This window comes from Streptosporangium sp. NBC_01639 (assembly GCF_045209755.1).
Classification (GTDB): Bacteria; Actinomycetota; Actinomycetes; order Streptosporangiales; family Streptosporangiaceae; genus Streptosporangium.
In genome coordinates this window covers 3,361,886-3,377,330 of record NZ_CP109272.1, presented here as the reverse complement: position 1 = coordinate 3,377,330, position 15,445 = coordinate 3,361,886, and the positions used below count along the sequence as shown (strand labels likewise).

Sequence of the window (15,445 nt, the reverse complement as noted above, 5' to 3'; positions counted from 1 at the left end):
GTCTTAGAAGAACCCGCAGGTGGGGGCGCCGGTAGTCGGGGCGGGCCGCTCGCCGGCCCCGGTGGGCGCGAAGATCTCCAGCCGGATCCCGTCCGGGTCCTCGAAGAACACGCCGCCCGAGGACGCTCCCTCGCCGTGCGGCACCACGCCGTCGTGGTGCAGCGTGGCCCCGACCTCCCGGATCACGGTCTCGGCCCGGCGGACCGCCTCGATGTCCGGCACCTGGAAGGACAGGTGGTGCAGGCCCGGCAGGCCGGTGTCGGCTCGGCCCTCGCTCTGCTGCCACAGGGTCAGCACGAGCTCGCCGTCGAGGCCGAGGAAGGCGTAGCGGCGGTCTGCCCGGTCCGACTCGCCGAAGACCTCGAAGCCGAAGACCTTCAGGTAGAAGTCCTTGGACCTGTCGAGGTCGGAGACGTTGAGGCCGACGTGGCCGGTCTTGAAGGTCATCTCTTGTCCCATCGTTTTTCTAACGGGTCCAACCGTTAGGTGATGAGAATTAATATAACGGAAGTTCGGTCGTCTTGACGTTAGAGAATTGTGATATGGATCACTCCGAAAGGAGAGCGTGCCGACACCGTGCCCTGTCGCAGCTATGTGGCAGAGGCCGGATGAATGCGGAGGTCAGCGGTCCCGGTGCTGGTGGTAGTGGCGGGCGGCGCGGGCCCGGTTGCCGCAGCCGACCGAGCACCACTCCTGGCGGGGGTGCTCCTTGGCGAAGTAGAGCACGCAGCGCGGTGCCGGGCAGGCACGCAGCCGCTCGCGGTACGGTCCGGCCAGCAGATCTATCGCCGACGCCGCGAGGGCGGCGCGGATGCGCGGAGACTCCGCCGCCTCGCCCGCCGGGACGCTCGTGGCCGACGGGACGCCCTCGGCCGGCCAGTCCAGCCGCGGGGCCAGCGGCGCGGCGAACGCCGCGGCGTTGACCAGGTCGAGTGACGCGGCGAATCCCGGCAGCCGGTCGGCGTCCGCACTGCTCACCGGGCCGGGCGCGACGGCCTTGGCGAACAGGGCCCGCACGCCCTGCCGTAGCTCGACCACCTCGCGCCGCAGGGTTTCCGTGGCGGTGAAGTCCGCGGAGAGACCCAGCTCCGCGGTGTGCGCCCGGCCCCACTCGGTCATGCCCGAGACGTCGGAGAGCGTGTCCAGCAGCCCGCTCCGGGTCGCGCGGACCGTGCTCACGAAATCCAGAACCAGCATCCCTCAAGTCTAACGCTCAGAGTGCCCTGAAACCGTGAGACCAGCTCAGCCCCGGACCGCGCGGGCGAAGATGGCGACCAGCCCGGCGAACCCCAGGCCGCCCAGCAGGATCGAGATCATGACCAGCGACTCGACGGCCGGAACGACGATGAACACGATGCCGACCCCGACGAACAGCATCCCGCTGAGCAGGGCCATCCAGTCGGTGCGGTGCCATCTGGCGGAGTTGGTCCGCTCGACCTCAGGCCGCACGGCGCACCTCCACGTCTCCGATGCCCGCCTTGACGTTCAGCACGATGGTCGCCACGTCGCCCTTCGGGGTCACCTCGGGCTCCAGGACCTTGTTGTGCTGGACGTCGGTTCCCCCCTCGACCGCATGGTCGATCTTCACGTCGCCCAGTTTGGTGTATCCGTGGACCTCGACCCGCGCCGTCGGCGGCAGGATCACACTGATCTCGCCTATCGAGACGGACGCGGAGAGGACCGTCCGCGAGCCCGGCAGGAACGTCAGGTCGCTGAGGTCGAGGGTGCCCTCGCCGACGCCCACCGCGTAGCCGCCGGCGGCCTCGGAGATCGTGGCCGGGTCCCAGTGGTAGCTGCCGAACCTCTTCGGCATGCCGGTCAGCGCGGACCCCGCGACTAGGGCGATCGCGACGATCGTTCCTATCGCGACCAGGGACGCGCCCCGGCCGAACCAGGCGGCGACCATGAGGCCGCCGCCGATGGTGACCAGGGCCGCGCCTCCGACGATCGTCATGTTGACCGATCCCGAGGTGGCTTGGATCGCCATGATGATCCCTCCAACGATCATGGCCAGGCACAGGGTGAGGGCTCCGACGAACGACCGGGGCCGCCTCGGCCGGGGCGCCGTCCGGACCTGCCCGCCGTACCCGGGAAAGTCGTAGGGGGAGTACGGCTGCCGCCTGCGCGGGTCCAGTGGCTGGTAGGGGCCGTAGGGCGAGAACGGCTCGCCCGAGGAGTCGAAGGACACCCCGGTGGCGGTGCGGGGAGTCGACGGAGTCCGCGCGGCCGGGGACGTGCTCCGGAACGGGGCGTCCCCGGCCACGGGTGAGGCACCCGGGTACGGCGCGTCCCCGGAGAGCCGGCTCGCCGCGGCCGGGGTGTCCTCGACGGACGGTGCGTCTTCAGTGGTCTTGAAAGGGGCTTCGGCGGCCTCGACGGGCGGCGTGTCCCTGAACGGGGTGCTCCCGGTGGACGTGGCGTTCCCGGCGGCCGGTGTGCGCCCCTGGAACGGGGCGGCTCCGGTGGCCGTCGTGCCCTCGCCCGGCGGAACCGGGCCCGTGGACGGGCGCTGCGCCGGGTGCGGTGCGGTGGGCGCCGATCCGGGCCGCGGCTCCGCGGCCGGGAAGGGCTGCGCGGCGGCCGGTCCGGCGGTGTCGAAGGCGGCGGGCGGTTGTCCGGCGGCGGGCGGAACGCGGCGGCCGCGTAGCCGCTCGGGCAGAGAACGGGTCACGGCCAGCAGGTCGACGCCGCGCGCGTGGGCGGTGAGCAGGGCGATGGCGAACAGCGTGCCGACCACGACGGTTCCGGTGCCGATCCCGCCCGAGGAGACGTTGATGGCCAGACCGAGGGCGAAGACGCCGGTCAGCAGCGCCAGCACGGTCTCGTTGTCGAAGGTGCGGCGGGTCCACTGCTCCATGTATCCCGGACCGCCGTCCGTCTCCCGCATCAGCAGGAAGGCCGCGACGTAGAGCATGATGCCGATGCCCGAGCCGAGGACCAGCACCGCGAAGCCGACCCGGAACAGCACCGGATCGATCCCCGCGTAGCGGCCCAGCCCCGCGCAGACGCCGGTGAGCATGCGGCCCTCGTTGCCGCGGTGGAGCAGACGCTCCCCGGCGGGGGCGGACGCGGGTGGCGAGTCGGACGGGGTGCTCGCCGGGCCGTGCGGATTCCCGGTGTCGGTCATGGTCCCATCGTGGCGCTTCTCCGCCACCGGTCGCATCCGGGACACCCCTGAGTCCTCCCGGAGGGCGCGGGCCCGCCTCAGGGTCGTGTCAGGGGAACGCCTGATGCGCGGAGGGGCTCCGACATGTGACGATGCTGATGATATGGCTGAGCGACAGACAGTTCACGATGCGGCGCCCGTGACACCCGCGGCCCCCGCGGCACCCGAGGAAGCCGCCTTCCCCCGGCTGATGAGGCTGGTGGAGGGCCGCCTGGTCGCCGGGGTGGCCCAGGGCGCCGCCGCGCAGCTCCGGCTCGACCCGGTCGTGCTGCGGCTGGCGTTCGTGCTGCTCACCGTGCTGGACGGGATCGGCGCGGTGGCCTACGCGGCGCTGTGGATGTTCACCCCGCGTGAGCCGTACGAGGGCAGGGAGCCCGGCCGCGACTGGAGTCAGCTCGCCGCCTACGGCGCGATCGCGCTGGCACTGACGGCCCTGGGCTGGCTCACCGGCGCCTCGACGGGCGGGATCGGCGCCTGGCCGATCGCGGTCGGCGGGATCGGTTCGCTGATCCTGTGGCAGCAGGCCGATCCGGACCGGCGGCGGCGCTGGATGAACACGACGGTGGGCCAGGTCCGCCAGAACCGGGTCCGCACGTTCGCCGGCCTGGTGCTCGTCGTCATCGGCGCGATCGGCTTCCTGGTGGCCAACGACGAGCTGGTCAAGGCCCGCTCCGGCATCGTGTTCACGCTGGTGGTGGTGGGCGGTGTCGGGCTGATCGCGACCCCCTGGCTGGCCGGTCTGTGGAAGGAGCTGCAGCGCGAGCGCCGGGAGCGCATCCGGCAGGAGGAGCGCGCGGAGGTGGCCGCGCACGTGCACGACTCCGTGCTGCACACGCTCACGCTGATCCAGCGCAACGCCCAGGACTCCCGCGAGGTGATGCGGCTCGCCCGCTCCCAGGAGCGCGAGCTGCGCAACTGGCTCTACCAGCCCAAACAGGACGCCGACGCGTCGCTGGCCGCCGCGGTGCGCCGGGTGGCCGCCGAGGAGGAGGACGCGCACGGTGTGCCGATCGAGGTCGTCTGCGTGGGCGACTGCCCGCTGACCCCGGAACTGTCCGCGATGATGCAGGCCGCCAGGCAGGCTATGGTCAACGCCGCGAAATACTCTGGGGCGTCGGTCGTCTCGGTCTACGCCGAGGCGGAGCCGGAGGAGGTCACCGTCTTCGTCCGGGACCGTGGCGTCGGGTTCGACATGGGAGAGGTGGCCGACGACCGGATGGGCATCCGTCAGTCGATCATCGGCAGGATGGAGCGGCACGGCGGCAGCGCCCGGGTACGGACCGAACCCGGCGAGGGTACGGAAGTGATGTTGACCATGAAGCTGGAGAAGGCGTGAACGAGCGAGCCGGGAAGTACGGCAGTGCGGCACCACGAGCGGTGAGGGAGGGCTCTTGAGCAGCGTGAGGGTTCTGATCGTCGACGACCACCGGTTGTTCCGCTCCGGCGTCCGCGCCGAGCTGGGCGATTCGATCGAGGTGGTCGGGGAGGCCGAGGACGTGGAGTCCGCGGTCAGGACGATCGCCGAGCTTCAGCCCGACGTGGTCCTGCTGGACGTGCACATGCCCGGCGGCGGTGGCCAGGAGGTGCTCCGCCGCGTTCTCGGCGCCGGCTCCCAGGTCCGCTTCCTCGCGCTGTCGGTCTCCGACGCCGCCGAGGACGTCATCGGCGTGATCCGCGGCGGCGCCCGGGGCTACGTCACCAAGACCATCAGTGGCCGCGAGCTCACCGACGCGATCCGCCGGGTGGCCGAGGGCGACGCGGTGTTCTCCCCGAGGCTGGCCGGCTTCGTGCTGGACGCCTTCGCCTCCAGCGAGGCGCCGCCGATCGATCCCGAGCTCGACTCGCTGACCCAGCGCGAGCGGGAGGTCCTCCGCCTGATCGCGCGGGGCTACGCCTACAAGGAGATCGCCAAGGAGCTGTTCATCTCGGTCAAGACCGTGGAGACCCATGTGTCCTCGGTGCTGCGCAAGCTCCAGCTCTCCAACCGCCACGAGCTCTCCCGGTGGGCCACCGCGCGACGTTTAGTCTGATCTGTACTATATGTAACTTATGTGCGACTCTGCGAAGTATGGGTCGCGATGTACCTGCGATGGTGTTCAACCGGGAGGACCGACGCCGATACCGGGACAAGGTCCGCCGGTGTCTCGACGTCCTGGCGCGGATGCTGCGCGAGTCCCGGTTCGAGTCCGACCGGCCGAGAGCCGGGCTGGAGATCGAGCTCAACATCGTGGACGACCGCGGCGAACCCACCATGAAGAACGCCGAGGTGCTGGCCGCGATCGCCCAGCCGGACTGGGCCACCGAGCTCGGCCAGTTCAACGTGGAGATCAACGTCATCCCGGAGCCCCTGGCGGGGGAGGGCTCCGTGCGGCTGGAGCAGGTGGTGCGGGACCGGCTCAACCACGCGGAGGAGCGGGCCCGCACGGTCGGCGGACACCTGGTGATGATCGGTGTCCTGCCCACGTTGCGCGAGAGCGACGTGCACGAGGGCACGCTTTCGGCCAACCCCCGCTACAAGCTGCTCAACGAGCAGATCTTCGAGGCCAGGGGCGAGGACCTGCATCTGTCGATCGAGGGTGAGGAGACACTCGACACCTACGCCGACAGCATCACCCCCGAGGCGGCCTGTACGAGCCTCCAGCTCCACCTCCAGGTCAGTCCGGCGGAGTTCGCCGCGCACTGGAACGCCGCACAGGCCATCGCGGGCGCCCAGGTCGCGGTGGCGGCCAACTCCCCGTTCCTGTTCGGCCGGCGGCTCTGGCAGGAGACCAGGATCCCGCTGTTCGAGCAGGCCACCGACACCCGGCCGGTGGAGCTGAAGAGCCAGGGAGTGCGGCCGAGAGTCTGGTTCGGCGAGCGGTGGATCACCTCGGTCTTCGACCTGTTCGAGGAGAACACCCGCTACTTCCCCGCGCTGCTGCCCCTGTGCGAGGACGTCGACCCGCGCGAGCAACTCGCCCGCGGGGAGATCCCCGAACTCGCCGAGCTGACCCTGCACAACGGCACCGTCTACCGGTGGAACCGGCCGATCTACGCCGTCACGGACGGGGCGCCGCACCTGCGGGTGGAGAACCGGGTGCTGCCCGCGGGACCGTCGGTCGCCGACATCGCCGCCAACGCCGCGTTCTACTACGGCCTCATGGGCATGCTCCCCCACGCCGAACGGCCGATCTGGACGCGCATGTCCTTCGCCGCAGCCGGGGACAACCTGCACGCCGCCGCCCGCCACGGGCTGGAGGCGCGCCTCTACTGGCCGGGTGTCGGCGAGGTGGCCGCCGCCGAGCTGATCCTGCGCCGCCTGCTGCCGCTGGCCTACGAGGGTCTCGACCGGTGGGGGGTGAACCCCGAGCGCAGGGACCGGTTGCTGGGGATCATCGAACGGCGGTGTGTGACCGGCCGGACCGGGGCCGACTGGCAGATAGCAACCGTGAACGCGATGGGAGACATCGACCGGCACGAGGCGCTGCGCCGGATGACGTTGCGTTATATCGAGTACATGCACACCAACGAGCCCGTCCACACCTGGCCGTCACCGTGACCGCCGAGGGGCGCGAGAACCGGCCGGGAGGCGGTCGCCGAGCCGCGGGAGCGGGGCCGTACCCGGTGGGGCCCCGGGCAAGTCTTGGGAGATTCCTGACGGAGGCGCCGTCCGGCTGGGCATGATGAGCGTTACCTCCTCCCCACGGCTGAAGCCCGGGGTCTCCACGCTCAAGGAGATTCGATGAAAGCCCTCCGCTGCCTCCTCGTGCTTCTGATGATCACGATCGCGGGGTGCGGAAGCGAGCGGCCGGACACCGTCGCCACCCCCACGCCCCCGGCTCCCCTGGGGCAGACGTTCGAGTCCGACCTGCAACTGGCCAAGGAGCTCAGCGAGTCCTACTGGCGGCAGGTTTTCTCGGCGGACGGGCTGGCCTACCGCCCGATCACCGCCTTCACCCCCTACCGGGGGTCCGGCGGCCCCGACTGCGGCGGCGAGCCCTCGATACCGAACAACGCCTTCTACTGCCCGGCCGGGCACTTCATCGCCTACGACGCGGACTGGATGCGCAGGCTCTACGACGAGATGGGGGACGGGGCGGTCTATGTGATCATCCCGCACGAGCTCGGACACGCCGTGCAGGCGCAGCTGAACAGCGGTTTCCGGCTCAACGTGGAGCAGGAGCTGCAGGCCGACTGCTACGCGGGAGGCACCCTGAGCGCGCTCGTCAAGGGAGGGTCGTTGCAGACCGAGCCGGGCGACGAGGACGAGCTGCTGCTCAACCTCGCCGCGGCGGGAGACCCCACCGACGACTGGCTGCGCCCCGACGCCCACGGTACGGCGGAGCAACGCCAGACGGTCTTCGCCCAGGGATACAACCAGGGCACCCGCGCCTGCTGAGGCACGTCCTGGACGTTGCCCGTGAATCCACCGGAAGGCCGATGTCCGCCGCCGCGGCCCGTCTAGGCTGAGGGCCGGTGATCAACCAGGGGGCGATGTCATGCGGAGGACGGTTCGCGAGATCGGCTGGGCCGTACGGGGTGCCTGCCGCGCGAGCGACCCCGAGCTGTTCTTTCCACTGGCGCAGTCGGCCGACCAGGAGGCTCGGGCGAAGGCGGTCTGTGCGGGGTGCCCGGTGCTGGCCGACTGCAGGGCCTATGCGGTGCGGGCGGCGGAGCCGGAGGGGATCTGGGGAGGGCTCACCGTCCAGGAACGGCGAAACCTGCGCTTCCCGTCCGGATGGCGGCAGCCCGCCACGGGATGAGCCCGCCGTGCGTAGTGTCGGACCCGACGGACCGTGACGGATCAGGGCGAGGTGAGTCACTCCGCGGCGGGTCAGGCCGTGGGCGGAGCAGGCGGCTGATCACATCGAGGCGTATCAAAACGAGGCTGATCAAACCGGAGCGGATCGGGGCGTACGCGTCCGGGGCGGGGAGTGGTGGATGTGGCGGACGGCGAGGCGAGGGTTCGGGTCCCGGTGGGCGTGGCGAACGACGAGGTGAAGGTTCGCGCCCCGGTGGATGTGGTGGACGGCGAGGTGAGGGATCGCGTCCCGGTGGACGTGGTCCGCGATGCGGTGACGGCCGGGTCCCGGTGGGTGGGGCGGTGAAGGCCGAGCGGAGGGCGACGCTCGCGGGCGCGGTGGCCGTCCTGGCGGCGGCCAATGTGCTCAACAACCGTCTCGCGCCGCGCCTGGCCCCGCTGACCTCCGCCGCCGCCACCGGTGTGCTGCTCGCCCTGGCCCGCCGTTCCGGGCTGTCCTGGTCCGAACTGGGGTTTCACCGGCGCTCACGCGGTCTGCGGATTGGCGGCGCCCTCGCCTCGGCCGTCGCCGCGGTCTACGGTGCCGGGATCGCGATTCCGGCCACCCGCCGCTTCTTCCGCGACGAGCGGGCGCTGTCGCTGTCCCGCTCCCGCGCTCTTGAGGAGGCCCTGCTCCAGGTGCCGATCGGCACGGTCCTGCTGGAGGAGGTCGGCTTCCGCGGCGTGCTGCACGCGCTCCTGGCCCGTTCCTACGGTCCTCGCACGGCCGTCGCCGTCTCCTCGGCCCTGTTCGGCCTCTGGCACGTGCTCCCCGCGATCGACATGACGGCCGCCAACCCCGCGCTGAGCGGCCTGGTTTCGGTGGAGAAGCCCGGCGACGGGCCGCGTGACGACGGTGGCGTGCCGCGTGGTGGCGGCGGTGGCGGGCCCCATGGTGACAGGCTGCATGGTGGTGTGCCGCGTGGTGGCGGCGGTGGCGTGCCGCGCGGTGACGGGCCTCCGCAGGATCCACCGGCGGGGGACTCCCTGTGGGGGATGTCGCGGGTGGTGGCGGGCTCGGTGGCCGCCACCGGGCTCGCCGGGGTGTTCTTCTGCGAGCTCCGCCGCCGTGGCGGCCTTGCCGCGCCGGCGCTGCTGCACGTCGCGACCAACTCGCTGGGCTACCTGTTCGCCCGCCTCGCCCCGGCCGATCCCACCCGGCCGGGTGACCGTCGCACCGCCGCCTGACCGCCTGACCGACGCCCCTGTACGGCGGACCCTGTCCGGGCGGCTCACCGCCGTGCCGGGAACCGTCCCCGGGCCGCCAGTTCGATCGTGACGAGTACGGCCGCCGCCTCGGCGGCCAGCAGCGCGACCAGCACGACGACCTGCACCACCCCGGCCTGGATCGGGCTCGCTCCGCCGAGCAGCATCCCCACGAACGCGCCGGGCAGTGTGACCAGCCCCACGGTCGAGGTCTGGTCCAGAGCGGGCACCAGCGCCTGGGCGGCGGCCGGGCGGCAGATCTCCAGCGCCGCGTCCCGCTCGGACAGGCCCAGGGCGAGCGCCGCCTCGACCTCCCCGCGCCGCTGTACGAGCTCCTCCACCGCCCGCCGGCCCGCGAGCGCCGTGGCCGTCAGGCATCCTCCGAGGAGGATGCCCGTGACGGGGATCAACGTGATGCCCTTCAACGGCACGGTCCCGGTGGCGACGAGCAGCACCAGGACCGGCAGCGTCCCCGCCGCCACCGGCACGGCGGCCCATCGGACCGCCCGTCCCGAGGTGATCCGGCGCCCTGCGGTCAGGCTTGCCACGCCGTACATGACGAGCACGAAGGCGGCCACGGCGAGCGGGCGCTGGACGGCCCAGACGATGACCAGCGCCACCGCGCCGAGCTGGACGGCCGCCCGCAGGCACGCGACGAGGACGGCGCGGGCGTGCCCGAGACGGCCGAGCAGGGCGACGGCCGCGCCCAGCAGGGCCAGCAGGACGACGACGGCGACGGTGACCGGGGACAGCGTGATGGTGCTCACGAAGATGAGCTTCCCCCGGCGGCGGGGCCGTGCCCACCGCCGGCCCGGCTCAGGCGGTGGGGACCCGCTGGAAGGACTCGGCGTAGCGGCCCTCGCCGAAGCCCGCCTCGACCGCGATCTGGGAGAAACGGGTGCGGAGGAAGTCTTCGAACCCTTCGGCGTGGCTGGTCTGGCTCACATGGGCGCGCAGCGCGGCGACCTTGCGCTCGAAGGCGTCGGTGATGTCGACATGGTGGTCGGAGGTCTGGCCGCCGTTGAGCCAGACCTCCCGGACCGTCCACGCCTCAAGGCCCTCGTCGAGCAGGAGCGTGGGGAAGGTGTAGGGGTTGCGGGCGTCGGGGTAGACGGCGTCGAGCGTGCAGCCGCCGACCGCGCGGTGGTCGGGATGGCTGGGAGCGACGAACCGGTAGTTGCGTTCGGGGGTGTGAGTGATCACCAGGTCGGGTCTGACCTGGCGGATGACCCGGGTGATGTCGCGTCGCAGGTCCAGGCTCTGCACCACGGTCCCGTCGTGGTAGCCGAGGAACCGCAGGTCGCTCACGCCGACGATCTTCGCCGCGTTGGTCTGCTCGGTACGGCGGAGCTCGGCCATGCCCCCGTTGTCCAGTTCGCGGTCGAAGCCGCCCGCGTCCCCGTCGGTGACGACGCAGTAGGTCACCTCGACGCCCCGGTCGGTGAACCCCGCGATCGAACCCGCGGCGGCGAAGTCGACGTCATCCGGGTGCGCCGTTACCACGAGCACCCGGTTGATCTCGTTCTCGGACAGCATGGGAGACCTCTCTGTTCTTCCGCGTGTCGATCAATTCTGACAACCGCCGGCATGTCCGCCCGCATTCCTTTCCGCGGCTGGATCCGGTTGTCGGTGGACCGCCCTAACCTAGGGAGGGTGTCGATCCCAGCCGCTTCCCTGACCCACCCGTTGCTCGACGGGCTCAACCCCCAGCAGCGTGAGGCAGTCGTGCACCACGGCAGCCCCCTGCTCATCGTCGCGGGCGCCGGTTCGGGCAAGACACGGGTGCTGACCCATCGCATCGCCTATCTGCTGGCCGAGCGGGGCGCGCAGCCGCAGGAGATCCTGGCGATCACCTTCACCAACAAGGCCGCGCGGGAGATGAAGGACCGGGTCGACGCCCTCATCGGCCCCCGTTCGGCGGCGATGTGGGTGATGACCTTCCACAGCGCGTGCGTCCGGATCCTGCGCCGTGAGGCCAAACGGCTGGGGTTCCCGTCGAGTTTCTCCATCTACGACCAGGCCGACTCCCAGCGGCTGATGGCGATGGTCTGCCGGGAGATGGACCTCGACCCCAAGCGCTACCCGCCGCGCTCCTTCTCCACCCAGGTCAGCAACTTCAAGAACGAGCTGATCGACTACGAGACGGCGGCCGACCAGGCCTCCACTCATCTGGAGCGCAAGCTCGCCGAGGCCTACCGCGCCTACCAGCAGAAGCTGACCGAGGCCGGCGCGATGGACTTCGACGACCTCATCATGCTGACGGTCACGCTGATGCAGATCTTCCCCGACGTGGCCGAGCACTACCGGCGCCGCTGGCGGCACGTCATGGTGGACGAATACCAGGACACCAACCACGCGCAGTACACCCTGATCCGTGAGCTCGTCGGCGCCCCCGAGCTGCGCACCGCCGACGGCGACCTGGTCAGGGAGGGTGCGGTCGCCCCCGCCGAGCTGTGTGTGGTCGGTGACGCCGACCAGTCGATCTACGCCTTCCGGGGCGCGACGATCCGCAACATCCTGGAGTTCGAGCGCGACTACCCCAATGCCAGGACGATCCTGCTGGAGCAGAACTACCGCTCCACCCAGACCATCCTGACCGCGGCCAACGCGGTGATCTCTCGCAACGAGAGCCGTAAGCCGAAGAACCTCTGGTCCGACCAGGGAGCCGGGCCGAAGATCATCGGATATGTCGCGGACAACGAGCACGACGAGGCCATGTTCGTCGCGCAGGAGGTCGACAAGCTCGCCGACGACGAGGGCGTCGTGCCCGGCCAGGTGGCGGTGTTCTACCGGACCAACGCCGCCTCCCGGGTGTTCGAGGAGATCTTCATCCGGACCGGCCTGCCGTACAAGGTGGTCGGAGGGGTGCGCTTCTACGAGCGCAAGGAGGTCAGGGACCTGCTGGCCTACCTGAGGATGCTGGCCAACCCGGGCGACGTGGTGTCGCTGCGCCGGATTCTCAACGTGCCCAAACGCGGCATCGGCGACCGGGCCGAGGCGATGGTGGAGGCGTTCGCGGCCCGCGAGCGGATCTCGTTCTGGCAGGGGCTCCGCCGGGCGGACGAGGCGCCGGGCATGGCGACCCGATCGCTCAACGCCATCAAGGACTTCGTCGCGCTGATGGACGAGCTGGCGGTCAAGGCCGAGGACATGTCGCCGTCGGAGCTGGCGCGGGAGGTGCTGGAGAGCACCGGTTACCGGGCGGAGCTCGCGACCTCGGGCGACCCGCAGGACGAGAGCCGGCTGGAGAACCTGGACGAGATGATCTCGGTGGCCTCGGAGTTCGAGGAGGCCAACCCCGAGGGCACGCTCGTGGAGTTCCTGGAGCAGGTCTCCCTGGTGGCCGACGCCGACCAGATCCCGGCCGGTGACGGCGGCCAGGGCGTGGTCACCCTGATGACCCTGCACACCGCCAAGGGCCTGGAGTTCCCCGTGGTGTTCCTCACCGGCCTGGAGGACGGTGTCTTCCCGCACACGCGTTCGCTGGGTGAGCCGAAGGAGCTGGAGGAGGAGCGCCGGCTGGCCTACGTCGGCATCACGCGGGCCGAGAAGCGCCTCTACATCTCCAGGGCGGCCGTCCGCAGCTCCTGGGGGTCGCCCGCGTTCAACCCGGCCTCCCGGTTCGTCGCCGAGATCCCGTCCGAGCTGCTCGACTGGCGCAGCGATCCGGGTAAGAACGCCTGGAGCGCCGCCGCCGGCGCCTCCCGCCGCGAGTCCCGCCCGGCTCCCGCGAAGAAGCCCGGTGGGCGGGCGATCCCCAATCTGACCCCGGGCGACCGGGTGACTCACGACTCCTTCGGACTGGGCACCGTCGTGTCGGTGGACGGCATGGCCGAGAAGACCAAGGTCAAAATCGACTTCGGCAGCGGCGGCGAGAAGACCCTGCTGCTGGCGTACGCGCCGCTGGAGAAGCTCTGACGGCGAGAAGGTCCGGTGAGTCAGCACCCACCGGACCTTCTCACGGGTCGTACGGACACCTCCGGAGATCTTCGGAGCGGGCGCCCACGGAAGATCCCTGGGGGTCCGATCAGTCCTTGAAGACCCGGATGTAGGGGTCCTCGGTCTGCGCGTCGCCGAGGTCCAGCTCGTCGATGTCGGCGACCTGGGCGGCGGGCGGAGCCTTGATGGCCGACTTCACGCCCCAGTCGGAGTAGCGGCTGTCGTTCACATAGGTCATCTCCAGGCTGGTCAGGCCACGCAGGGACTGGGTCCAGGAGGAGACGGCCCGCCGTACGAGCTTGTCGGGGCCGAGGTAGATCTTCCAGGTCACCGGCAGCGTGGCGGACGCGGCCGAGGGCTTGGCGCCAAGCAGCGCCCGGACCGTGGGGGAGACCTTGTAGAGCTCACCGAGGGTGATCTTTCCCGAGTGGACGGCGGTCCGGACGCCGTCCCAGGTGCCGCCGGGACGCTTGCTCTCGGTGTGGGCCAGCGTCGCCTTCAGGGTGGCGGGCTCAAGGGGGTCGATGATCTTCTGAGCCGGGTTGCCCGGGGCGATCGCTTCGCCCTTGGTACGCAGCCACTTCTTCCCCTCGGGCAGGGCGTCGGCGTAGAACCCGCTGGAGGTGTAGAAGGTGTCCTTCACCATGATCGTGCGGGACGGGCCGAAGAGGCTCTTGAGCTCCTCTTCGGCTCCGGCCAGGGAGAATTTGTCGGTGACGTCCGAGGCCGTCACCCCGGACGTGCCGAACTCCAGCACGCCGTTGCGCCGGCTGAAGATCGATCGGTTGTTCTTGCCTTCGCCGATGATCTTCGCGTTCTCGGCGAGCTTGACGCCGTGGCCCGGCTTGAACTGTTTCTTCAACGCGGAGACCGGATCGGTCTGTACGGCCTGGGCGCTCGCCGGGGCAGCCTGGGCATTCGCCGGACCGGCGGCCACGAGCACGGGCGCGATCAGCGCGGCCGCGGTGGCACCGGTCAGAGTGGCGATCATTCGCCTCATGTGGGGCGTCCTCCTGTGGGGGTCCTCGCGTCCTCGCGGAGCGATCATCGAGATTCTTTCTCAAGTCGCTACATGTGGTGTCAGAAACGGATCAAACGAAAACGCCCGGCAGGCGAGGCCTGCCGGGCGCGGGAACGTGTGATCAGCGCAAGGTGATCAGTTGCCGAGCAGCGGGATCGAGGTGGCGGCGTCGGCGCCCTCCTCCAGGTCCTTCAACTCGGCGATCTCCTCGGCGGGCGGGGCTTTGACCGTCACCTTGGAGCCCCATCCGGTGTAGCGGCTGTCGACCGTCATGGTCGTGCCCTTCGCGCCGAGACCGGCGGCGGAATAGGTGGTCGTCAGCCGGGTGGCGAGCCGGTCCGAGCCGACGAACAGCTTCCAGCTCACCACGGTCTTGGCCTCGCTGCTGCTCGGCTTCACGAGCACGGAGGTCCGGAACCACGGAGAGACCTTGTACAGCTCACCGAAGGTGATCTTTCCGCCGTAGAGGCCGGAGCGCTTGGTGGTGGCGTGCGCCAGCAGGGACTTGAGCGTCGCGGGCTCGGCGACGTTGACCAGCTGGCTCAGCCTGCCGGTGAGACCGATCGGGCCGCCGGGGACCCGCAGCCAGGTCTTCTCCGCGGGCAGGAACTCGCCGAAGAGACCACCGGAAATGTAGGAGACATTCTTGACGCGGATGGTCCGTTCCGGCTTGGCCAGCCCTGCGAGCCCCCCGGAAGCCTCCTCCCCGCTGAGCGCCTCCAGGTCGCTCTCCTTTATACGCAGCTTGGTGGTCTGGTCCGACGCGCTGATTCCGGAGGCGCCGAACTGGAATGCGCCCTTGCGCTGGGAGAAGACGAAATTCCCCGCGGGGGTGTTGATTTTGGTGGTGTCGACGAAACTCACGCCGCGTCCACTGGTGAACTCGCCCTTCAGCGCGGTCACCGGATCGGCGGCCTGGGCGTGCGCGGTCGATGCGAACGTGGAGACGCTCAGCACGGCCGCCGCGGCGCATGCCAGTCCGGCGATGTGTCGCTTCAAAAGAATTCCTCCTGAATACCCCCTCCACCCCATGTGGGAGGGATGAGGAATTCTTACTGATGAAGATCACGATGGAATATCGTATTTGCTGGGATGCCTTGAACGGCATGTGGATGTTTTGTGCAGATCGCGTCCCGGATGCTGGGAAAAGTTGGAAAAGCAGCAGGCCGAGTTGAAATCCAGCCGTCTGGCCTGCTGATTCTTCGAAACGCCGGGCGAGAGGCGGCGGAATGGACCGCCGGGGCCGCGGTGGACCGTTCCCGGCGGGTGTGATGCGTATCACAGTGATATTCGATTGAACGGCATCGGCTCGCGTTGAAACGCCGTTCAGGTC

At 70.2% G+C, this 15,445-nt stretch carries 16 protein-coding genes; 8 read left to right on the top strand and 8 right to left on the bottom strand.

Translation table 11 applies throughout. From position 1 onward, the window contains the following. Nucleotides 1–3: 3 nt before the first annotated feature. The 4 genes from OHA77_RS14955 to OHA77_RS14940 all read right to left on the bottom strand — a co-directional run bounded on the left by OHA77_RS14955 (nucleotide 4) and on the right by OHA77_RS14940 (nucleotide 3,127). Complete coding sequence (locus OHA77_RS14955; RefSeq protein WP_406318721.1) at nucleotides 4–447, bottom strand: VOC family protein; 444 nt, start codon at nucleotides 445–447, stop codon at nucleotides 4–6. Nucleotides 448–621: 174 nt separating this feature from the next. Beyond that, nucleotides 622–1,197 (bottom strand): CGNR zinc finger domain-containing protein, encoded by a 576-nt coding sequence (locus tag OHA77_RS14950; protein WP_406318720.1) that lies wholly within the window; start codon nucleotides 1,195–1,197, stop codon nucleotides 622–624. A gap of 45 nt (nucleotides 1,198–1,242) precedes the next feature. Next, nucleotides 1,243–1,449 (bottom strand): hypothetical protein, encoded by a 207-nt coding sequence (locus OHA77_RS14945; protein WP_326820005.1) that lies wholly within the window; start codon nucleotides 1,447–1,449, stop codon nucleotides 1,243–1,245. Further along, nucleotides 1,439–3,127, bottom strand: a complete 1,689-nt coding sequence (locus OHA77_RS14940; RefSeq protein ID WP_406318719.1) for a PspC domain-containing protein — start codon at nucleotides 3,125–3,127, stop codon at nucleotides 1,439–1,441. Before OHA77_RS14940 ends, OHA77_RS14945 begins: the two co-directional genes overlap by 11 nt. 142 nt (nucleotides 3,128–3,269) lie before the next feature. On the opposite strand from OHA77_RS14940, the gene OHA77_RS14935 reads away from it, so the two are divergent. From OHA77_RS14935 to OHA77_RS14905, 7 genes are all read left to right on the top strand, one after another. Next, nucleotides 3,270–4,502, top strand: a complete 1,233-nt coding sequence (locus OHA77_RS14935; RefSeq protein WP_406318718.1) for a PspC domain-containing protein — start codon at nucleotides 3,270–3,272, stop codon at nucleotides 4,500–4,502. 55 nt (nucleotides 4,503–4,557) lie between these two features. Beyond that, nucleotides 4,558–5,196: a response regulator transcription factor gene (locus tag OHA77_RS14930; protein ID WP_326820008.1), complete on the top strand. Its 639-nt coding sequence runs from the start codon at nucleotides 4,558–4,560 to the stop codon at nucleotides 5,194–5,196. Nucleotides 5,197–5,234: 38 nt separating this feature from the next. Continuing rightward, nucleotides 5,235–6,704: a glutamate--cysteine ligase gene (locus OHA77_RS14925; protein ID WP_406318717.1), complete on the top strand. Its 1,470-nt coding sequence runs from the start codon at nucleotides 5,235–5,237 to the stop codon at nucleotides 6,702–6,704. A 183-nt stretch (nucleotides 6,705–6,887) separates the two neighbouring features. After that, entirely contained in the window at nucleotides 6,888–7,544 is a 657-nt protein-coding gene (locus OHA77_RS14920; RefSeq protein WP_326820010.1) for a neutral zinc metallopeptidase, read from the top strand. 100 nt (nucleotides 7,545–7,644) lie between these two features. Continuing rightward, nucleotides 7,645–7,908 (top strand): WhiB family transcriptional regulator, encoded by a 264-nt coding sequence (locus OHA77_RS14915; RefSeq protein WP_406318715.1) that lies wholly within the window; start codon nucleotides 7,645–7,647, stop codon nucleotides 7,906–7,908. A gap of 174 nt (nucleotides 7,909–8,082) precedes the next feature. Beyond that, entirely contained in the window at nucleotides 8,083–8,253 is a 171-nt protein-coding gene (locus OHA77_RS14910; protein ID WP_406318714.1) for a hypothetical protein, read from the top strand. Continuing rightward, nucleotides 8,250–9,134 carry a CPBP family intramembrane glutamic endopeptidase gene (locus OHA77_RS14905; protein WP_406318713.1) on the top strand — a complete coding sequence of 295 codons (885 nt, stop codon included), beginning with the start codon at nucleotides 8,250–8,252 and terminating at the stop codon, nucleotides 9,132–9,134. Before OHA77_RS14910 ends, OHA77_RS14905 begins: the two co-directional genes overlap by 4 nt. A 44-nt stretch (nucleotides 9,135–9,178) precedes the next feature. Here OHA77_RS14905 and OHA77_RS14900 read toward each other — a convergent pair whose 3' ends face one another. After that, entirely contained in the window at nucleotides 9,179–9,919 is a 741-nt protein-coding gene (locus tag OHA77_RS14900) for an ABC transporter permease (protein WP_406318712.1), read from the bottom strand. Between the two features lie 49 nt (nucleotides 9,920–9,968). Beyond that, entirely contained in the window at nucleotides 9,969–10,688 is a 720-nt protein-coding gene (locus tag OHA77_RS14895) for a PIG-L deacetylase family protein (RefSeq protein ID WP_406318710.1), read from the bottom strand. Between the two features lie 150 nt (nucleotides 10,689–10,838). Between OHA77_RS14895 and pcrA the strand changes: the two genes are divergently transcribed. Next, nucleotides 10,839–13,070, top strand: a complete 2,232-nt coding sequence (gene pcrA, locus OHA77_RS14890) for a DNA helicase PcrA (RefSeq protein ID WP_406319828.1) — start codon at nucleotides 10,839–10,841, stop codon at nucleotides 13,068–13,070. 109 nt (nucleotides 13,071–13,179) lie between these two features. Here pcrA and OHA77_RS14885 read toward each other — a convergent pair whose 3' ends face one another. Both OHA77_RS14885 and OHA77_RS14880 read right to left on the bottom strand, forming a co-directional pair. After that, nucleotides 13,180–14,091 carry a hypothetical protein gene (locus OHA77_RS14885; protein ID WP_406318709.1) on the bottom strand — a complete coding sequence of 304 codons (912 nt, stop codon included), beginning with the start codon at nucleotides 14,089–14,091 and terminating at the stop codon, nucleotides 13,180–13,182. Nucleotides 14,092–14,247: 156 nt separating this feature from the next. Beyond that, entirely contained in the window at nucleotides 14,248–15,111 is an 864-nt protein-coding gene (locus tag OHA77_RS14880) for a hypothetical protein (protein ID WP_406318708.1), read from the bottom strand. Between the last annotated feature and the right edge of the window lie 334 nt (nucleotides 15,112–15,445).